Here is an 18,202-nt window from a genome sequence, read left to right on the forward strand (position 1 = left end):
CAGTTCAGAAAAGTGGTTCTTGCCCTGGCAGGGGCGTCCCGACCGCAGGCTCCGTGCCCGAAGCTGGAGCGGTGGCTGACCGGGCATTGCGGTGGCTGAAGCCATGCGTCCCGGTAAAGCCATGCTTGGCTTTAAAGTGATTAATCCTCCCTGATAACCAGGTCCGGTATTCCTTGGAGGCATAAGAACCCTGCCCGTACAGGCGACGGTACCGTCCTACAAGTTCGGGATGGTGGGCGGCGAGCCACTTCATGTACCACTCACGCGTACCCGGCTTCAGGTAGAGGGCTCCTGCAGTGACGCCTGTGGCGCCGGCCTTGGAGAGTTCTGAGAACAAGGACTCAAGGGCCTCGTCTGAATCCGTGAGCCAAGGCAGGATAGGCATGGCCATCACTCCGCAACCCAGACCTGCCTCACGGAGCCGCGCAATCAGCTTGAGGCGGGCCCTCGGGGAAGGGGTGCCGGGCTCAACAATCCCAGCAAGATCCTCATTGGTCATGGCCAGTGAGATGCCCAGGTCCACCGGGACCTGGGTGGCCGCGTGCTTGAGCAGGGGAATGTCCCGGGCCAGCAACGTGCCTTTGGTCAGGATGGAAAACGGGGTGCCTGAATCTGCAAGGGCCCGGATGATCCCTGGCATCAGCGCGTATCGGCCTTCGGCGCGCTGGTAGGGGTCTGTGTTGGTTCCCAAGGCAACCTGGTGCCGCTCCCAGGAGGGTTTGGCCAGTTCCTTCCGCAGGACCTCTGCCGCGTTGATCTTGACCACCACTTGGGAGTCGAAGTCGCGCCCGGCGTCGAACTCCAGGTAGGTGTGCGTCTTGCGGGCGAAGCAATAGACGCATGCATGGCTGCAACCCCTGTAGGGATTCACTGTCCATTCGAAAGGCATATTGGAACCGGAAGGCACCTTGTTGAGCACTGACTTTGCGGTGACCTCATGGAAGGTGACTCCGGAGAATTCGGGTGTTGAGATGGAGCGCACAAGCCCGGCCAAGGGCAGCAGGGCGTCCAAGGCCGGGGCAGGGCCAGGAGCCATACTGTCGAGGCTTTCGGACGCCGGTCCACGCGTTGGCGAAAGTGCTTGTGCGTCCCATCTCATGCACTCTATTCGAATGTATGTTCGAATCAATGTCAAGGACCGCGAATGCCGATTCAGGACCTTGCTAAGGTTGGCCCATGATTCTGCTGACTGGGTTCGAACCGTTTGGCGATCAAAGTGTCAATCCATCTTGGACGGCTGCCCTGCGTGCACGTGACATCCTTCGCTCCGAGCGATACAAGGTTGAAGCAGTAGAGCTTCCCTGCGTGTTCGGTGAGTCAGCGTCTGTCCTGCTGGCCGCCGTCGAATCCCTGGCGCCGGACGTCGTACTGTGCGCGGGGTTGGCTGGAGGAAGGGAGAGGCTCTCCCTGGAGCGGGTAGCCATCAATTGCGATGACGCCCGCATCCCGGATAACAAGGGCAAGCGGCCCATCGATGAGGAAGTGGTTCCCGGTGGCCCGGCAGCTTACTTCTCGACGTTGCCGATCAAAGCCTCCCTACGGAACCTTCAGATCGCCGGCATCAAGGGTGAGATCTCACAGTCGGCCGGAACCTACGTCTGCAACCACGTGTTCTATGCGCTGATGCATGCCCTCGCAACCCGGGACGGCGTCCGGGGCGGATTTGTCCATCTTCCTTACCTTCCGGAGCAGGTGCCCGAGGGGAGCGCGACGCCGTCCATGCCGCTCGATGCCATGGCTGCCGGCATCGCAGTGGTGGTGCGGACGGCAGTCCAGGCGCCGGTGGATGGACCTAAGGCTTCAAAAGTTCCCATTCCACGGTGACGCTCGCCGCCACGGACGACTCGCCGGCCTCAAGGGGAAGTGCTTCAACAGCAGCGGCCCTGACCAGTCCGCCCATCGGGATAGGGGAGCCCGGCAGGGGCTGCTGGGAAATGGAAACCACGGAGCCCAACCGGGCGGACGCCAAGGACGCGTACTGCTCCGCCCGCTGAAGCGCGTCCTGCCACGCCGCTTCCTGCGCCTGCCTCGTGACCTGGGAGGCGTCCGCAAAGCCCTGCTCGATCCCGTTGATCCGGATGTCGTCCCCACCGGCGGCCACCGCCGCAGCAATGGTGGCGGGGGCTTCCGTGTGTGAGCGGATGCCGACGTGCACGTTGGTGGATGCCACATAGGCAGCGACCTTCTGTCCTTGCCCCTCCACCCACACCAGGTCTGCCCGAAGGTTTAAGCCGCTGGTGCGCAGATCCGCATCCTGCACGCCAGCCGCCCGCAGACTGGTGGCGACGGCGGCGGCCGCCTTGCCGGCGTCGTCGTATGCCTTGGACGCAGTCTCCCTTCGCGTCTCGACGCCCAGCGTCAGTGTCACCAGGTCCGGCACTGCCTTGGCGCTCGCCGTTCCCGTAACGGTAATGGTGCGTTTCATGCTTCGGCCTCGATTCGATGGTCAATGTAGCCGCCTGCTGCGAGTCCAGCCTGCCGTTCAAAGAAATTCCTCGACGCCGGATTGCCCGCGCGCAGCATGGACCAGCCGGCGGCGACACCGTAGAAAACGAGGAACGGCAACCCCAGGCAGTAGGCGTACTGGGTGCTGTGCCGTTCCTCGTGGGCAAGGAGCAGCTCATTGCGTCCTGCCACGTCGTGCGCTGCACGGTAGAGGACGACGTTCCCCACCGTGAACGCTCCGGCGTGTGGAAGCTTCCACGCATACCCTGCCGCTATCAGCAGGCCCCGGGGTCCACGCGAAATGCGTGATCGGGAGGCGCGCGCGACCAACAGCCCCAAGGGTGTTGTCAGGTTCAGGAAGTTGGCGACTTGCCTTAGTCGCTGCCCGGGAGTCATGAAGACATGCTAGACCTGTGGAGTTAAATGGCGCCTGTGAGCTTCAACTAGACTGAAGGGTAGTGCCTGTCGTCCGCGGTGAGCACTGCCCTTTCGTTTTGCAGGCCAGCCATGCCGGCCGCTCCCGACTCGTAGCTAAGAACAGTAGATGACTGACACTTTGCCAGGCGCTGCCATCCCGAATCCGCTGGATGAAGCCGCCATCAACGCCGCCGTTGAGGATGCGATCGCCGCGATAGCGGCTGCCTCCTCCCTCGAAGAACTCAAGGCTGTCCGCCTCGCCCACACAGGCGAGAAGTCGCCCCTGAGCCTGGCCAACCGTGAAATCGGTGGCCTCGCCAAGGAGCACAAGGCTGCCGCCGGAAAGCTCATGGGATCCTCACGCGGCCGGGTCAACCAGGCGCTCGCCGCCCGGACCGAAGTACTGGAAGCCGAGAACGACGCCCGGATCCTGGTGGAGGAAACCGTTGATGTCACGGCGGCGCCGCGTCGACGCCGTGCCGGAGCGCGCCATCCGCTGTCCACGCTGCAGGACCGTGTTTCGGACATCTTCGTGGGCATGGGCTGGGAAATTGCCGAAGGGCCCGAGGTGGAGTCCGAGTGGTTCAACTTCGACGCCCTGAATTTCAAGCCGGACCACCCGGCCCGCGAAATGCAGGACACGTTCTTCGTGGAACCTCCCGAGGCACACCTGCTCATGCGCACCCACACCTCTCCGGTTCAGGTCCGTTCCATGCTGGAGCGCGAAGTGCCCATCTACGTCCTGTGCCCGGGCAAGGTGTTCCGCACGGACGAGCTCGACGCAACGCACACCCCGGTCTTCCACCAGTTCGAGGGTCTTGCGATTGACAAGAACCTGAGCATGGCCGACCTCCGTGGAACGCTGGAGCACTTCGCCCGCCAGATGTTTGGCGACGAAGCTTCCATTCGCCTGCGCCCGAACTACTTCCCGTTCACCGAGCCGTCAGCTGAACTCGACATCTGGCACCCCGGTGCCAAGGGCGGTCCGCGCTGGATCGAATGGGGTGGCTGCGGCATGGTCAACCCCAACGTCCTCCGGGCTGCCGGCATCGATCCGGACGTCTATTCAGGTTTTGCCTTCGGCATGGGCATCGAGCGCACGCTCATGTTCCGCAACGAGGTCGGCGATATGCGCGACATGATCGAGGGCGATGTACGTTTCAGCGAGCACTTCGGGATGGAGATCTAACAGTGCGTATCCCACTTTCCTGGCTGCGTGAATTTGCGCAGGTTCCGGCCGATGCCACGGCCGAAGACGTCATGGCGGACCTGGTCAAGGTCGGTTTTGAAGAAGAGGAAGTCCACCGTCCCACGGATGAACTCACGGGTCCCATTGTGGTCGGCCAGGTGCTGAGCCTGGTCAAGGAACCGCAATCCAATGGCAAGACCATCAACTGGTGCCAGGTCCGTGTTGTCCCTGAAGGGCAGGAACAGACCCTGACTGGCGAGGGAATCGATCCTTCCGGTGTGCAGGGCATCATTTGTGGCGCCCACAACTTCGTGGAAGGCGACAAAGTGGTTGTCACGCTTCCCGGAGCTGTGCTGCCCGGCAACTTCCGGATTTCGGCGCGGAAAACTTACGGTCACCTGTCTGCGGGCATGATCGCTTCGGTTCGCGAACTGGGCATCGGCGATGACCATGATGGAATTTTGGTTCTCTCACGGATCGGGTTGGATCCGGAAATCGGCACGGACGCTATGAAACTCCTTGGTCTCTATGACCAGGCTGCGGAAATCAACGTCACACCGGACCGCGGCTACGCCTTCTCCATCCGTGGTGTGGCACGCGAGTACGCCCATGCCACCGGAACATCCTTCGTTGACCCGGCTTCCAAGGTCAACGCTCCGGCCAGCCTCCAAGGCGGGTACGGCGTAAAGCTCAACGACGACGCCCCCATCTACGGCAAGCCGGGCTGTGACCGCTTCGTGGCACGTACAGTGCGTGGCGTGAACGCTTCCCGTCCCACCCCGCCGTGGATGTCTGCACGTCTTCGTCTGGCCGGCGTCCGTTCCATCTCCCTGCCGGTTGATATTTCCAACTACGTCATGCTTGAGCTCGGCCAGCCGAACCACTGCTACGACCTCGACAAGCTTGCGGGCGACATCGTGGTTCGCCGCGCTGTGGCGGGGGAAAAGATCACCACGCTGGACGACAAAGAGCGCACGCTCGATGTCGAAGACCTGCTGATCACCGATGACTCCGGAGCTATCGGCATCGCCGGGGTCATGGGCGGTGCCCACACCGAGGTTTCGGATTCCACCACGAACATCCTGGTGGAAGCCGCGCACTTCGATGAAGTATCGATTGCCCGTTCCCGTCGCCGCCATAAGCTTCCGTCCGAAGCATCCAAGCGCTTCGAGCGCGGGGTTGACTGGCACGTTGCGAATGTCGCCGCGCAGCGCGTGGTGGACCTCTTGGTTGAACTTGCCGGAGGTACTGCGGACGAGACAGGTACCGACGTCGGAACCGCCCCTGACGCCGTCACCATTGACCTGCCCGCAGAGTTCGCCGCCGCCCGTATCGGTATCGACTTCACGGCAGAGCAGATCACTACGTCCCTGGTGGATCTTGGTGCTGCTGTGGAAAAGACTTCCACCGGCTATCTGGTGACGGCTCCGAGCTGGCGCAACGACCTCGAAACCAAGGAAGACCTGTCCGAGGAAATAGCCCGCCTGGTTGGTTATGACAACATCCCGGCAACGCTGCCCGTGGCGCCTCCGGGCCGTGGCCTGAGCCGCAGCCAGCAGCAGAAGCGCCGCGTCGTGCAAGCTCTGGCGGACGCCGGACTGACGGAGGTCCTGTCCTATCCGTTCGTCTCCAAGGCATCCAACGAGACCTTCGGCGTGCCAACGGAAGGCGAAGAACGTCCGGCCTTGAAGCTGGCCAACCCCATCAGCGAGGAGCACGGTTACCTCCGTACGTCCATCCTGCCGGGACTGATCGAGGTTGCCCGCCGCAACCACTCCCGCGGTTTCCGTGACCTGGCACTCTATGAGGCCGGCTCGGTGTTCCTTCCCGGCGAAAAGCTCGGTACTGAATCCATCCCGCCGCTGGGCGTCAAGCCTTCCGATGAGGTACTGGATGAACTGTACGACGGCGTCCCGCACCAGCCGCTGCACATCGCGGCTGTCTTGACCGGCCACGATTCTCCGGCTGCGGCGACGCACACGCCGCGTGCCTGGGACTGGGCCGACGCTTTGGATGTCGCGCGGCTCATCGCGGATGTTCTCGGCGTTGAACTTGTAGTCAGCCAGGGGAGCCACCAAGCCTTCCATCCCGGACGTGCTGCACAGCTCGCGCTGCGGTCCGGCGACGTTGTGGGCTACGCCGGTGAGCTGCACCCGAAGCTCCTCGCAGCCCACGACATGCCAGCACGCTCTGTGGCGGTTGAGGTCAATGTTGAGGCGCTGTTCGATGCAGCCGCCGACGTCATTGTGGCCAAGCACATCTCCGGGTTCCCCGTGGCGACGCAGGATGTCGCCTTGGTGGTTCCCCAGGATGTTCCGGCTGACCAGGTGCTTGCCGCGTTGCGTGAAGGTGCCGGGGAACTCCTCGAAGACGTCGCATTGTTCGACGTCTACGTTGGCCCGGGCATCGAGGAAGGCAAGAAGTCTCTCGCGTTCGGCCTCCGTTTCCGTGCAGCTGACCGCACGCTGACTGCCGACGAAGCTTCGGAGGCCCGCGCCGGCGCTGTGGCTGTTGCTGCAGAGCGTTTTGGTGCAGTGCAGCGGTAGCGCCTTCGCATGCGATGAAATCCCCGGAACCTCCTGGTTCCGGGGATTTTTTTCAGTTGCCTCCGGAATCAGCGACAGCTCGGTCCGTTTGGCCAGACAATGGAGGCTCGGAATACTTTGGGGAGGATTGAGCCATGGCAAAGCGTATCCGCGGTCTAACCGCCGTGATTTATCAACCGGTTCGGTCCGTGCCGACGATGAACCACGTAACCTCGTGAAGCAGATGCAGCTCCGGTACGCCGGAGTGTGCCGGGAGTGCGGTGCATCTATTCCGGCCGGGACAGCGGCAATCTACGAGAGCGAGACCAAGACTGTCCTCTGCTTGGAGTGTGCCACCGAGGCTACGGAAGCTATGTCCTCCGACACGGAACCGCCTGGTACGGAGGGTGCGGTCGCAGATCCCGGAGTAGCCGGTTCATCGGCCCGACGTGAGTACGTTCGCCGAAAGGCGAAAGACGAGGAAAGGCTGCGCGGGAAGTGGGGTCGTTTCGGTGGCCTCGCCGTCGCGCTCTCTGACGAGCGACCGCACACCAAGTCCTGGGATCGGGGCGCGGTCGGTGAAGAACGACTCGGCGCAAGGCTAAGTGCCCTTCCCACCGATGGTTTGGCCGTCCTTCATGACCGACGCATCCCCGGCTCGAAGGCCAACATTGATCACATTGCCATCACTCCGGGTGGAATCTGGGTGATCGACGCCAAGCGGTACAAGGGACGGCCCGAACTGGAGATCGAGGGTTGCATCCTTCGCCCACGCGTGGAGAAGCTGCTGGTCGGCCGGCGCAATTGCACGAAACTGGTCGATGGGGTGCTCAAACAAGTCGATCTCGTCCGAGACTTCGTAGGGGATGTCCCCGTCACCGGCGCGTTGTGCTTCATTGAGGCCGATTGGCCCCTCATCGGGGGTGCGTTCTCCATTCGTGGCGTTCACGTGCTGTGGCCGAAACGCCTAGCCAAGGTGCTTGCAGCGGAGACAGCCGGCGATGTTGATGTGGCGGCTGTGCGGGAAGCGGTGGCCGCCCGATTCAGGTCAGCGTGACCTTAGTGCAGAGCCCCGTGTTCGAGTTGCTCAGGCTCGACGAAGTGCTTGTTGCTGGCGCCCGCCTTCAGGAGCTCGGGCGGCCCGCCCAGGAGCGGGCGCTCCGTTTCGTCAGTGCCAAGGACCGGCAAGAATTCCTCGCGGGCCGATTGGCGTTATGGCACTTCGCTGCTTCGCTCCTCGACGTGGATCCGGCCCGGCTAGTGCCCGACTACAGCTGCCCACAGTGCGGGCAGGACCAGGACCACGGTCGCCCGGGTTTCATGCTCGACGGCGTCCCCGCGCCTCTCGCGCTAAGCGCATCCAAAGCCCAGGGCTGGGTGCTGCTGGCCGGCGTCGTGCATCCATCCGAGGGCGCCCGGCTGGGAGTCGACCTTGAAGCTATTGATCAAGCAGCGTTCCAGGGCTTTGATGATGTTGCCTTGACTCCGGGGGAGAAGCACTTCCTGAAGAGTGTGCCGGAAAATCAAAAGGCGGTGCAGCGTACACGCTTGTGGGCACGCAAGGAAGCCTGGCTGAAGATGACCGGGGAGGGCCTGCGGAGGAACCCCGCGGAGGTGGACGTATTGGACCGGCCCGGCCTATGGGACATCACCAGCATCAAGGGCGAACGCCAGGAACTGCCGGAGGGATTCGTGGCGGCGGTGGCTATTTCCTAGCCCTGCGGCAGCGGCGGGAGGGCGGCCTCGTACAACCAAGGCCGGAGAATCGCACCGGCATTGAACCCCGGAATGAAAGAGTCGGCGGCTTCGATAAAGGACGCTGTGGAAATTGAGCCGTGGCGGTTGACCGATGTCCAGTGCTGGAGGAGACCGAAGAACGCTTCGTCACCGGCTGCCACCCGGACGGAGTGCAGCGCCAGGGCGCCTCGTTTGTAGACGCGGTCATCGAACATGAGCTCCGGACCGGGATCGCCAACGAGCAGGTCCTGCGGCCCGGCGTCGAGCTTTTTCCAGGCGGCGAGGGCACGGGCTGCAACCGGCATGGTTCCGGACTCCTCGGACCACAACCACTCGGCGTAGCAGGCGAATCCCTCGTGGAGCCAGATGTCCTTCCAATTGCTGACGGTCAGGGAGTTACCGAACCACTGGTGGGACAGCTCGTGAGCGATCAATCGCTGTGCATCCCAGGCATCACGCATGTGGTTGCGGCCAAAAATGGAGACGGTCTGTGCTTCCAGCGGGATTTCCAACTCATCTTCGGTGACAACCGAGGTGTAATCGCTGAACGGGTAGGGGCCGAAGCAGTCCTCGAAGGTCTTCATCATGTCCGGCTGGCGTTGAAGCCCCTGGCGGGCGTCGTCAGCCATGTCCGCAGTAACCGCGGCGAACTGCGGAACTCGGTGATGGGTGTCTGCAGGGTTGAGCGGCACCATGACATACCGGCCGATCTGCATCGTGGCGAGATATGTGGCCATGGGTTCGGAATGCTCGTAGACCCAGGTCTCGCGGCTCGATTTTCGTGACCGGGACACTAGCTGGCCGTTGCACACCGGCCGGTAGTTGTCATCCGTGGTCACGGAGATCCGGAACGATGATTTATTGCGCGGATGATCGTTGCAGGGGAACCACGACGCCGCGCCGTTGGGCTGGCCGGCCACCAGGACGCCGTCGTTCAGTTCTTCCCAGCCGACCTCGCCCCACAAGCCGCGACGTGGTTGCGGGTTACCCTCGTAGCGGATCTCAAGGACGAAGGGCTGACCGGCCTTCAACGGGGACACAGTAGTGACCACAAGGTGCTCGGCCCGATGGCTGAACTTTTGGACCTTCCTGCCATCCAGTTGGATCTTGGACGCCCGCAGGCCCACCAGGTCCAGGACTATCTGCGAAGCCGGTTCCAGGGCCGTGCAACGCAGCACCGCTTTGCCGATCAGCTTGTTGCTGCCCAGCCTGACATCGAGGTCCAATTCGTACCGATCCACACGGTAGCTGGTGCTGCCGTGGTCCAAGGTGTATGGGTCGGCGTTGGTCGCAGTAGTAATTATCGGTGCCGTCATGGTCTGCCCCAATCTACTTGAGTCGGGCGGCCGGTGCTGCCGGACCCTCCCAAGGACTCACGGGGTTTCCCATCCAATAGGTCCCTGCCGGCACGGTTTCGCCGCGCATTACCAACGACGCCGGACCAACGGTGCCGCCGTCGCCAATCCTTGCGGCAGGAAGGATGACGCCATGGGGTCCCATGGTTGCCCCGTTGCCCAACGTCACAGTATCGATGCTCATGACGCGGTCGTGGAAGAGGTGCGTCTGGACCACGCAGCCGCGGTTGACGGTTGAGTTCTCGCCGAGCGTCACGAGGTCCGCTTCAGGGAGCCAGTAGCTTTCGCACCACGTTCCATGCCCGATCTTCGCGCCCAGGCCCCGGAGCCACCACACCAAAGCGGGAGTTCCAGCGGCTGAACGGGCGAACCAGGGAGCGCTGACCATTTCAATGAAGGTGTCCACCACCTCATTGCGCCAAATGAACGAGCTCCACAAAGGGTGCTCACCGGCGCGAATGGTGCCCACAAGGACCCACTTGGCAATGATGGAACTCAATGCCGCCACCGCTCCGGCAGCCAGGACCACCACACCGCCTAGAAGTGCGGCCAACCAGTAGCTCCAGCCTCGGGCGATCGCGTCCAGAACCAGCATGACCCCGACGCCGATTGCCACCGTGAGGATGACAGGCACCAGGCGGCACAGTTCCCAGAGACCCCTTGCCAGCTTCAGCTTCAAGGGTGGCTGGAACGTGAGGCTCTGATCGGCGTCGACGGCGGTGCGGCGCAACCTGACAGGTGGGCTGCCGAGCCAGGAGGTGCCGGACTTGGCTTTGGCCGGCGTAGCGGACAGCACGGCGACGAGAGAGTTCTTGGGCACGTTACGGCCCGCTGCCGTCATACCCGAGTTGCCCAGGAACGAACGCTTCCCGATCTTGGCAGGGGCGATTTTCATCCAGCCGCCGCCGAGCTCGTAGGAGGCCACCATCGTGTCGTCGGCGAGGAATGCGCCGTCGCCGATCGTCGTCATCCTGGGCACCAACAGCACAGTCGATGCCTCCACGTTCCGTCCAACCTTGGCTCCCAGAAGACGGAGCCACACGGGGGTAAACAGGCTCGCATAGATGGGGAAGAGTAGGTCCCTTGCCATGTCCAGCAACCGCTCAGTAGCCCAAACCTGCCAGCCGATGCGACTCCGCACCCGGTAGTAGCCTTCCTTGATTCCCAAGCCCAGGAGCCGGGCAACAACAAGGATCAGGATGAGATTGCTGAAGAACCATGCGAGGGCGGCAAGCGGCAACGCCATGCTGATCTGCGGCAGGGCTTCTCCGAGAGACTCATGCCCACGGACAAATGCGAAGATGACCAAAGCACCGGCGAAGGCAGACACATATGGGATCAAGGCCAGAACGGCGGAGCCGGTGGCGAATGCCGAGAACCACAAGCGGGCCGCGATGGGGCTTCGGCTGCTGGGCTCAGGCCAGTCGTGTTTTGCTTTTCCCCGGCGTCGGGCCGGGGAGCCCGACACCAGGTGCCCGGCCTTCACCTTGCCCAGCACTGCGGACCCTGCCTCGACGCGCGCGCCAGCGCCGATGGTGGCTCCGGGCATGAGGGTACTTCGGGAGCCCACTACTGCTCCCGCGCCAACATGGATTTGGCCGATGTGCACAGAATCGCCGTCCACCCACCAGCCGGAGAGGTCCACTTCCGGCTCGATATTGGCCCCGGTTCCCAAGGACAGCAGGCCGGTGACCGGCGGCAATGAATGCAGGTGGACGTCCCTTCCGATCTTTGCGCCGAGGGCCCGTGCGTAGTAGGGAACGAACGGTGCGCTGGCCAGGCCAATGGCACCGGAGAGGTCCTGTATTTGCTCAGCCAGCCAAAGCCGCAGGTGCGTCTTGCCGGACCGCGGATATGTTCCGGGTTCAACGTTGCCCAGCAGGATGCGGGCAGCCACCACCGAGATCGCCATGCGGCCCAGTGGACTGACAAAAATCAGCCAGGAAGCCCCGATCCACCACCAGGAAACCACGGGGGCTGCGGTGAATCCAGCGAAATCGGCCAACAGCCTGTTGGCAGCCATGAGGTAGGTCAACCACCGCATGCCCACCAGGATGTGCAGGGGTACGCCCATGAGCACCTGGAAGACCTGCGACTTAAGGGCTGTGGGCCGTACGGTGCGCTCCGCAGCGGGACCCGGCATGCCGCCGTCGGGAAGCGACTGCCGCGCAGCCTCTATGAGTGCGCCAACCCGCGGCGTCGCATAGATGTCCGCCACCGTGATGGTCGGGTACCGAACACGCAATGCGGAAACAAGCTGCGCGGCCGCCAGCGAGCCGCCACCGTAGGCGAAGAAGTCCGCGTCAAGGGAGCTGACAGGGCTGCCGAGGACCGATTCCCACTGCTCCACAATCCACCGGGCGTCGTCCGGCAGATTCAGCGGTGCTTTGCCCGCCTCCTTGGCTGCAACGCCGGCAAGAGGCCACGGAAGCGAGTGACGATCCACCTTGCCGCTGGTCTTTGTCGGCAGCGAAGCAACAACCGTCAGGAGGGGGACCAATGCTGCAGGAAGGCTCTCGCCCAACTGTCTGCGGGCCTCGTCCAGGTCCAGTACGCAGCCCTCGGTGGGCGCCAGGTATCCGACGAGGATCTGGTTACCTGCAGACGTCGTTTGCACCGCGGCGGCCGCACTTCCCACCCCAGGCAGAGACTGCAGTGAGGCATCGACTTCGCCCAGTTCGATCCGTCGCCCACCCAGTTTGACCTGTTCGTCGGCCCTCCCGACGAAGACCAGGCCCTCGGCTTCGAAGCGCACAAGGTCACCGGACCGGTAGGCGCGTTCCCAGGCCAGGGTCGGCATGGCTGCATACTTCTCAGCATCCTTGGCCGGATCCAGGTATCGGGCCAGGCCCACTCCGCCGATAATCAATTCCCCAATTTCACCCTTAGCCACGGGAACGCCGGCGGAATCGACGACGGCGAGGTCCCAGCCGTCCAGCGGCAGTCCGATGCGAACAGGGCCAGGTCCGCCCAGGGGAGCCGCGCAGGCGACCACCGTGGCCTCGGTGGGTCCGTACGTGTTCCACACTTCCCGGCCGTCGACGGCGAGCCGTTCGGCGAGTTCAGGCGGGCAGGCCTCCCCACCAAAGATGAGTAGACGCACATTCTCGAGGGCTTCGACCGGCCACAAAGCAGCCAGGGTTGGCACTGTCGAAACAATGGTGATGCCGTGGTTGATGAGCCATGGGCCCAGATCCATGCCGGTCCGTACAAGGGCGCGTGGAGCCGGTACCAGGCAGGCGCCGTGCCTCCAGGCCAGCCACATCTCCTCGCAGGAAGCATCGAACGCGACCGAAAGGCCGGCCAGGACCCTGTCCTGCGGGCCGATGGGATCCGATTGCAGGAAGAGACGGGCTTCGGCGTCCACGAAAGCGGCCGACGAGCGGTGCTTGACGGCAACGCCCTTCGGCGTACCCGTGGAACCGGAGGTAAAGATGATCCACGAGTCGTCATCCAGCCCAGGTTTCTGCGGCTCCGTCACGGCCTTCCGCGCCCCGCCTGCCACTTCAACGGCCAAGCCGGCACCAACGACGGCGGCCACCTTGGCTTCGCCAAAAACCAGCCGGGCGCGCTCCTCGGGGTCGTCGGCATCCACGGGGACGTAGGCTGCCCCCGCCATGAGGATTCCCAGGATGGCGACGTAAAGATCACCGGTGCCGGATGGGATGCGGACGCCGACCTTGTCCCCTAGGCCAAGACCAGCGGCGTTCAGGACCCGCGCGAACGCGCGGACTGCTCCAAGCAGTTCGGTGTAGCTCAGTGACTTCCGGCCATCGTCCAATGCCGAGGATTCCGGAAAAGCTGCCGCAGTTGCTTCGAGGATATCCACTAGGGTCCGCTGAGGAGGTGCTGCACACGCCCCCGGAAATTGGGGGCGGTAGGTGGCCAAGGCATCCAAGTTCCCGGCCACGGCAGATTGTTCTGTGCTCACGCAGTCAGCTTTGCCCAGAAAGGTGAACAAAAGGTGTCGGCTGCTTCCTGCCATTCACGGTTTGTTGCACGGATGTTCGCTTTGCCGTTACGGCAGCAGCAGGACCTTCCCCGTGGTGAGGCGTCCTTCGAGGTCCCTGTGTGCCTGGGCCGCTTCGGCCAAGGGGTAGGTAGCGCCGACCCGAACCGCCAGCGTGCCGTTCGCTGCGGCCTCGAAGATCTCGGCTGAGCGCCAACGCCGCTCGTGCGTGTTCTGGACGAAATGGCCCATCGTGGGGCGGGTCAATGTCAGTGAGCCGCCGGAGTTCAGGCGTTGGGGATCGAACGGGGGGACGGGACCTGAAGCGGCGCCGAAGAGCACCATGGAACCCCTGATGCGCAGGCTCCGCAGGGAGTCGTCGAACGTATCCTTGCCCACGCCGTCGTACACCACATTGACGCCTTCGCCGTTGGTAAGTTCGCGGACCTTGTCCGCGAAGCCTTCATAGCGGAGGACTTCGTCGGCGCCGGCGAGCTTGGAGAGGTCGGCCTTTTCGTCTGAGGAAACTGTGGTGATGACCCGTGCCCCACGCGCCTTCAACAGTTGGGTTAGAAGCAGTCCCACACCGCCGGCTCCCGCGTGCAGCAGCACCGTGTGGCCAGGTTCCACGCGGAAGGAGGAGTTCATCAGGTAGTGGGCGGTTATTCCCTGCAGTGGCAGGGCGGCTGCGGTGTGATCATCGACGCCGGCCGGCACGGGGAGCGCCTTCGCAGCGTCCACGAGTGCGTAGTCAGCGTAGGTCCTGGAACCTTCGGCAGTGGCGATCCTGTCACCTACAGAGAAGTCCTCTACACCCTCACCGATTGCTTCGATGGTTCCGGCGGCTTCCGCGCCGGGGGTGAAGGGGTACTCAACCTTGTAGGTGCCGCGGCGCTGGTAGGTCTCAATGAAATTGACCCCGGCAGCTGCGACCTTGATCAACAGCTGCCCGGGACCAGGTACGGGTGGCTCCACGGAAGCATATTCGAGGACTTCAGGTCCTCCCGGCTCCTTGGCAACAATCGCGTGCGTCATGGTGGCTCCTTACTCCGGGACGGTCCTTCCGGTGCCCGGTTCCAGAACCCATCCTATGAAGGATGACGCCTTTGGTTGTGGAGGCCTAGAAGCGTCCGTGCGTCGAAGCGACGGGGCAGTCGAAGCCACGACCAGCTGCCAGGCCTACCTCGTTGAGGTAGCTGACTACTATCCCGTAGGACTGAATCAGCGTGGTTTCCGTGTACGGGATGGAGTGCTTCGTGCAGAACTCGCGGACGATTCCTGCTGCCTTGTGAAGGTGGGGCCGGGCCATGTCAGGGAACAAATGGTGTTCCACCTGGCGGTTCAGTCCGCCCAGCAGGAAGTCCATGAAGCGTCCGCCCGAGATGTTGCGGGAGGTAAGGATCTGCCGGTTGAGGAAGTCGACGCGGCTGTCCTTGGGAAGGACAGGCATGCCCTTGTGGTTCGGGGCAAACGAGGCGCCCATGTAGAAGCCGTAGACCATGATCTGGACACCGAGGAACGCAAACGCCATACCGATGGGCAGGAAGGTGAAAGCGAGAACCGGAAGGGCGGCAAGGCGGGCCACCAGGATAGGCGTCTCCACCCAGCGGTGGCGCACCTTCTGCTTGCCGAAGACAAAGCGAAGCGAGTCGAACTGCAGGCTCAGGCCAAGGAGCGTGAGGAGCGGGAAGAAAAACCAGCCCTGCTTCTTGGTCAGGAAGGCCAGGCGTCCCTTGCGTTCGGCGGCTGCATCTTCGTAGAAGACCAGCGCGTTGTTCCGGATGTCAGGGTCCTTGGAAATGACGTTGGGGTGGTTGTGGTGGGCGCCGTGCTTTTGCTCCCACCAGGAGTAGCTGATGCCTGCGATTCCTGTTGCCAGGAGGCGGGCTGACCAGTCGTTTGCGCGACGGGACGCGAAGATCTGCTTGTGTCCGGCCTCGTGGGCCAGGAAGCTCAATTGTGTGCAGAAGATACCCACGGCGGCAGCGATCAAGAGCTGGAACCAGGAATCACCCAACAGGGCGAAGCCTGTCCAGGTGGCGGCCATGAGGATCATGAGGGCTACGAAGAGCCAGATGTAGAACCCGCTGCGCCGTTCGAGAAGACCGGCAGCTTTCACGCTCTTAAGGAGCTCCGAATAGCTTTGAACAACGGGGTTTGGCTGAATTGCGCGTGTCTTGGGGCGCTCAGCGGTGGACGTGGGTGCCATATATGTGCCCCGTATCGCTAACGGGCAACGCTGCAGCCGACGTTCGGACTGCACGGTCTGGATCACCCTCCACTAAGCATACGCCGTCCGCACTAACTTATGTGACGCCGTGCACTTGCCAGAAGACGGCATGCATAAATATCGGTAACCATGAATAGTTTTGCTGTACAGTGGAGCTATGACTATTTCTGTTGCCGTCTCCGGTGCCAGCGGCTACGCCGGGGGAGAAGTGCTGCGCCTGCTTGCGGGCCATCCGAACGTCACTATCGGTGCGATCACTGCGCACAGCAACGCCGGTTCCAGACTAGGGGAGTTGCAGCCGCATCTCCACGGTTTGGCGAGCCGGATTCTTGAAGACACCACTGTGGAGAACCTGTCCGGGCATGATGTCGTCTTCCTGGCCCTCCCGCACGGCGCTTCTGCGGAGATCGCTGCCCAATTGCCGGAAGGCACAGTAGTCATCGACGCCGGAGCGGACCACCGCCTGCAGGATCCGGCTGCCTGGGAAAAGTTTTACGGCTCGGCCCACGCCGGGACCTGGCCGTATGGGCTCCCTGAACTGCCGGGACAGCGCGACGCCCTCAAGGGTGCCAAGCGCATTGCGGTCCCGGGCTGCTACCCGACGTCTGCCCTGCTCGCCTTGACGCCGGGGTTCGCCAATAACCTCCTCCTGACGGACGACGTCGTAATTGTCTCGGCCTCTGGTACCTCCGGTGCGGGCAAGGCGGCAAAGGTCAACCTGATCGGCTCCGAAGTCATGGGTTCCATGAGTCCTTACGGTGTTGGCGGCGGGCACCGCCACACGCCGGAAATCGAGCAGGGGCTTTCCAATGCCGCCGGCGAGCCGGTGACGGTGTCCTTTACTCCAACGCTGGCTCCGATGAGCCGCGGTATCCTCACTACGGCCACTGCGAAAGTCGGGCACGGAGTTACCTACGCCGAACTGCGCCAAGCCTGGGCGGAAGCTTATGACGACGAGCCGTTCGTCCACCTTCTCCCCGAGGGCCAGTGGCCCAGCACCAAGTCAGTGCAAGGTTCCAACCACGCAGTCATGCAGGTGGCCTTCGACCAACACACCGGCCGCGTCATTGTCACGTGCGCTATCGACAACCTCACCAAGGGAACTGCCGGCGGAGCCGTGCAGTCCATGAACATAGCCCTCGGCCTGGACGAAACCGCCGGCCTGAACCTGCAGGGAGTTGCACCGTGACCATTACCGCACCCAAGGGATTCCGGGCTTCCGGCATCAAAGCCGGCATCAAAGCTTCCGGCAACCCGGACCTGGCCCTCGTCGTCAACGACGGTCCGCGAAAGTCCGCTGCCGCCGTCTTCACCTCAAACCGCGTAGCCGCTGCTCCGGTTCACTGGTCACGCCAGGTGGTCAGCGATGGCCGTGTGGACGCCGTGATCCTGAACTCCGGCGGAGCCAACGCCTGCACTGGCCCGCAGGGATTCCAGAACACGCACGCCACGGCCGAGAAAGTGGCCGAAGCGCTGGGAGTCTCAGCTTCCGACGTCGTGGTTTGCTCCACTGGCCTGATCGGCGAGCAACTGCCCATGGACAAGGTCCTTCCGGGCGTTGAAGCCGCGTTCGGCGAGCTTTCGGCAGACGGTGGTTCGGCCGCTGCCACGGCGATCATGACTACGGACAGCGTCTCCAAGGAGGCCGTCTTCACAGGAACCGACGCTGAGGGCAACCAGTTCACCGTTGGCGGCATCGCCAAGGGTGCCGGCATGCTGGCCCCCGGCCTGGCAACCATGCTTGTTGTCCTCACCACCGACGCCGAGGTACCGGCGGACGAGCTCGACGTCGTCCTCCGCGATGCCACGCGTGTCACGTTTGACCGCGCCGACTCTGACGGTTGCATGTCCACCAACGACACCGTGGTGCTGATGGCCTCGGGCGCCTCCGAAGCACTGCCCTCTGCGGAACAGCTGAGCGAGGCCATTACGAAGGTGTGCGCCGAGTTGGCCCGTAAGCTCATCGGCGACGCCGAAGGTGCAAGCCACGACATCGCCATCCGTACCTTCAACGCGGCAAGCGAACGCGACGCCGAGATCGTTAGCCGCGCCGTTGCGCGCTCCAACCTCTTCAAGGCGGCCATCTTCGGCAAGGACCCCAACTGGGGCCGGGTACTCTCTGCCGTGGGCACCACCGATGCCGTGTTCGAGCCGGACCAGCTCAACGTGTCCATGAACGGCGTGCAGATCTGCCGCAACGGCAGCATCGGCGAGGACCGCAACCTGGTGGACCTGGAACCGCGTGAGGTGCGCGTCGACATCGACCTGCAGGCCGGCGACGCCGAGGCAACCATCTGGACCAATGACCTCACGCACGACTACGTGCATGAGAACAGTGCATACTCGAGCTGAGCG

At 63.3% G+C, this 18,202-nt stretch carries 14 protein-coding genes; 7 read left to right on the forward strand and 7 right to left on the reverse strand.

The features are described from left to right. Window positions 1-4: 4 nt before the first annotated feature. Window positions 5-1,099, reverse strand: coding sequence for an Rv2578c family radical SAM protein (locus tag AC6I99_RS08345; RefSeq protein WP_497960740.1), 1,095 nt, complete (start codon window positions 1,097-1,099; stop codon window positions 5-7). Window positions 1,100-1,176: 77 nt separating this feature from the next. On the opposite strand from AC6I99_RS08345, the gene pcp reads away from it, so the two are divergent. Continuing rightward, a complete protein-coding gene (gene pcp / locus AC6I99_RS08350; protein WP_497960742.1) occupies window positions 1,177-1,824 on the forward strand; it encodes a pyroglutamyl-peptidase I in 648 nt (215 codons plus the stop codon). Here the strand turns inward: pcp and AC6I99_RS08355 are convergent. Continuing rightward, window positions 1,793-2,425, reverse strand: a complete 633-nt coding sequence (locus tag AC6I99_RS08355) for an SIMPL domain-containing protein (protein ID WP_497960744.1) — start codon at window positions 2,423-2,425, stop codon at window positions 1,793-1,795. The genes pcp and AC6I99_RS08355 overlap by 32 nt on opposite strands. Further along, a complete protein-coding gene (locus AC6I99_RS08360; protein ID WP_224167012.1) occupies window positions 2,422-2,841 on the reverse strand; it encodes a hypothetical protein in 420 nt (139 codons plus the stop codon). Before AC6I99_RS08360 ends, AC6I99_RS08355 begins: the two co-directional genes overlap by 4 nt. A 148-nt stretch (window positions 2,842-2,989) precedes the next feature. Here AC6I99_RS08360 and pheS point away from each other — a divergent pair, with 148 nt between their 5' ends. From pheS to AC6I99_RS08380, 4 genes are all read left to right on the forward strand, one after another. Beyond that, window positions 2,990-4,051, forward strand: a complete 1,062-nt coding sequence (pheS, locus tag AC6I99_RS08365; RefSeq protein ID WP_223936608.1) for a phenylalanine--tRNA ligase subunit alpha — start codon at window positions 2,990-2,992, stop codon at window positions 4,049-4,051. A 2-nt stretch (window positions 4,052-4,053) separates the two neighbouring features. Beyond that, complete coding sequence (gene pheT / locus AC6I99_RS08370) at window positions 4,054-6,597, forward strand: phenylalanine--tRNA ligase subunit beta (RefSeq protein ID WP_497960746.1); 2,544 nt, start codon at window positions 4,054-4,056, stop codon at window positions 6,595-6,597. A 223-nt stretch (window positions 6,598-6,820) separates the two neighbouring features. After that, window positions 6,821-7,633: a nuclease-related domain-containing protein gene (locus AC6I99_RS08375; RefSeq protein WP_497961944.1), complete on the forward strand. Its 813-nt coding sequence runs from the start codon at window positions 6,821-6,823 to the stop codon at window positions 7,631-7,633. Window positions 7,634-7,638: 5 nt separating this feature from the next. After that, window positions 7,639-8,292, forward strand: a complete 654-nt coding sequence (locus tag AC6I99_RS08380; RefSeq protein WP_497960747.1) for a 4'-phosphopantetheinyl transferase family protein — start codon at window positions 7,639-7,641, stop codon at window positions 8,290-8,292. Here AC6I99_RS08380 and AC6I99_RS08385 read toward each other — a convergent pair. The 4 genes from AC6I99_RS08385 to AC6I99_RS08400 form a co-directional block, all read right to left on the reverse strand. Further along, complete coding sequence (locus tag AC6I99_RS08385; RefSeq protein ID WP_497960749.1) at window positions 8,289-9,629, reverse strand: M1 family metallopeptidase; 1,341 nt, start codon at window positions 9,627-9,629, stop codon at window positions 8,289-8,291. The two genes, AC6I99_RS08380 and AC6I99_RS08385, sit on opposite strands and share 4 nt — an antisense overlap. Before the next feature lie 13 nt (window positions 9,630-9,642). Next, a complete protein-coding gene (locus AC6I99_RS08390) occupies window positions 9,643-13,599 on the reverse strand; it encodes a Pls/PosA family non-ribosomal peptide synthetase (protein ID WP_497960751.1) in 3,957 nt (1,318 codons plus the stop codon). 87 nt (window positions 13,600-13,686) lie between these two features. Continuing rightward, window positions 13,687-14,652: a quinone oxidoreductase family protein gene (locus AC6I99_RS08395; protein ID WP_497960753.1), complete on the reverse strand. Its 966-nt coding sequence runs from the start codon at window positions 14,650-14,652 to the stop codon at window positions 13,687-13,689. A gap of 85 nt (window positions 14,653-14,737) precedes the next feature. Further along, window positions 14,738-15,826, reverse strand: a complete 1,089-nt coding sequence (locus AC6I99_RS08400) for a fatty acid desaturase family protein (protein ID WP_224167019.1) — start codon at window positions 15,824-15,826, stop codon at window positions 14,738-14,740. A gap of 178 nt (window positions 15,827-16,004) precedes the next feature. Between AC6I99_RS08400 and argC the strand changes: the two genes are divergently transcribed. Both argC and argJ read left to right on the forward strand, forming a co-directional pair. Further along, entirely contained in the window at window positions 16,005-17,036 is a 1,032-nt protein-coding gene (gene argC, locus AC6I99_RS08405) for an N-acetyl-gamma-glutamyl-phosphate reductase (protein ID WP_497945423.1), read from the forward strand. Beyond that, a complete protein-coding gene (gene argJ / locus AC6I99_RS08410; RefSeq protein ID WP_497960754.1) occupies window positions 17,033-18,199 on the forward strand; it encodes a bifunctional glutamate N-acetyltransferase/amino-acid acetyltransferase ArgJ in 1,167 nt (388 codons plus the stop codon). The genes argC and argJ overlap by 4 nt, the downstream gene beginning before the upstream one ends. The last annotated feature ends 3 nt before the right edge of the window (window positions 18,200-18,202 follow it).

It is taken from the genome of Arthrobacter sp. TmtSoilC77, assembly GCF_059739415.1.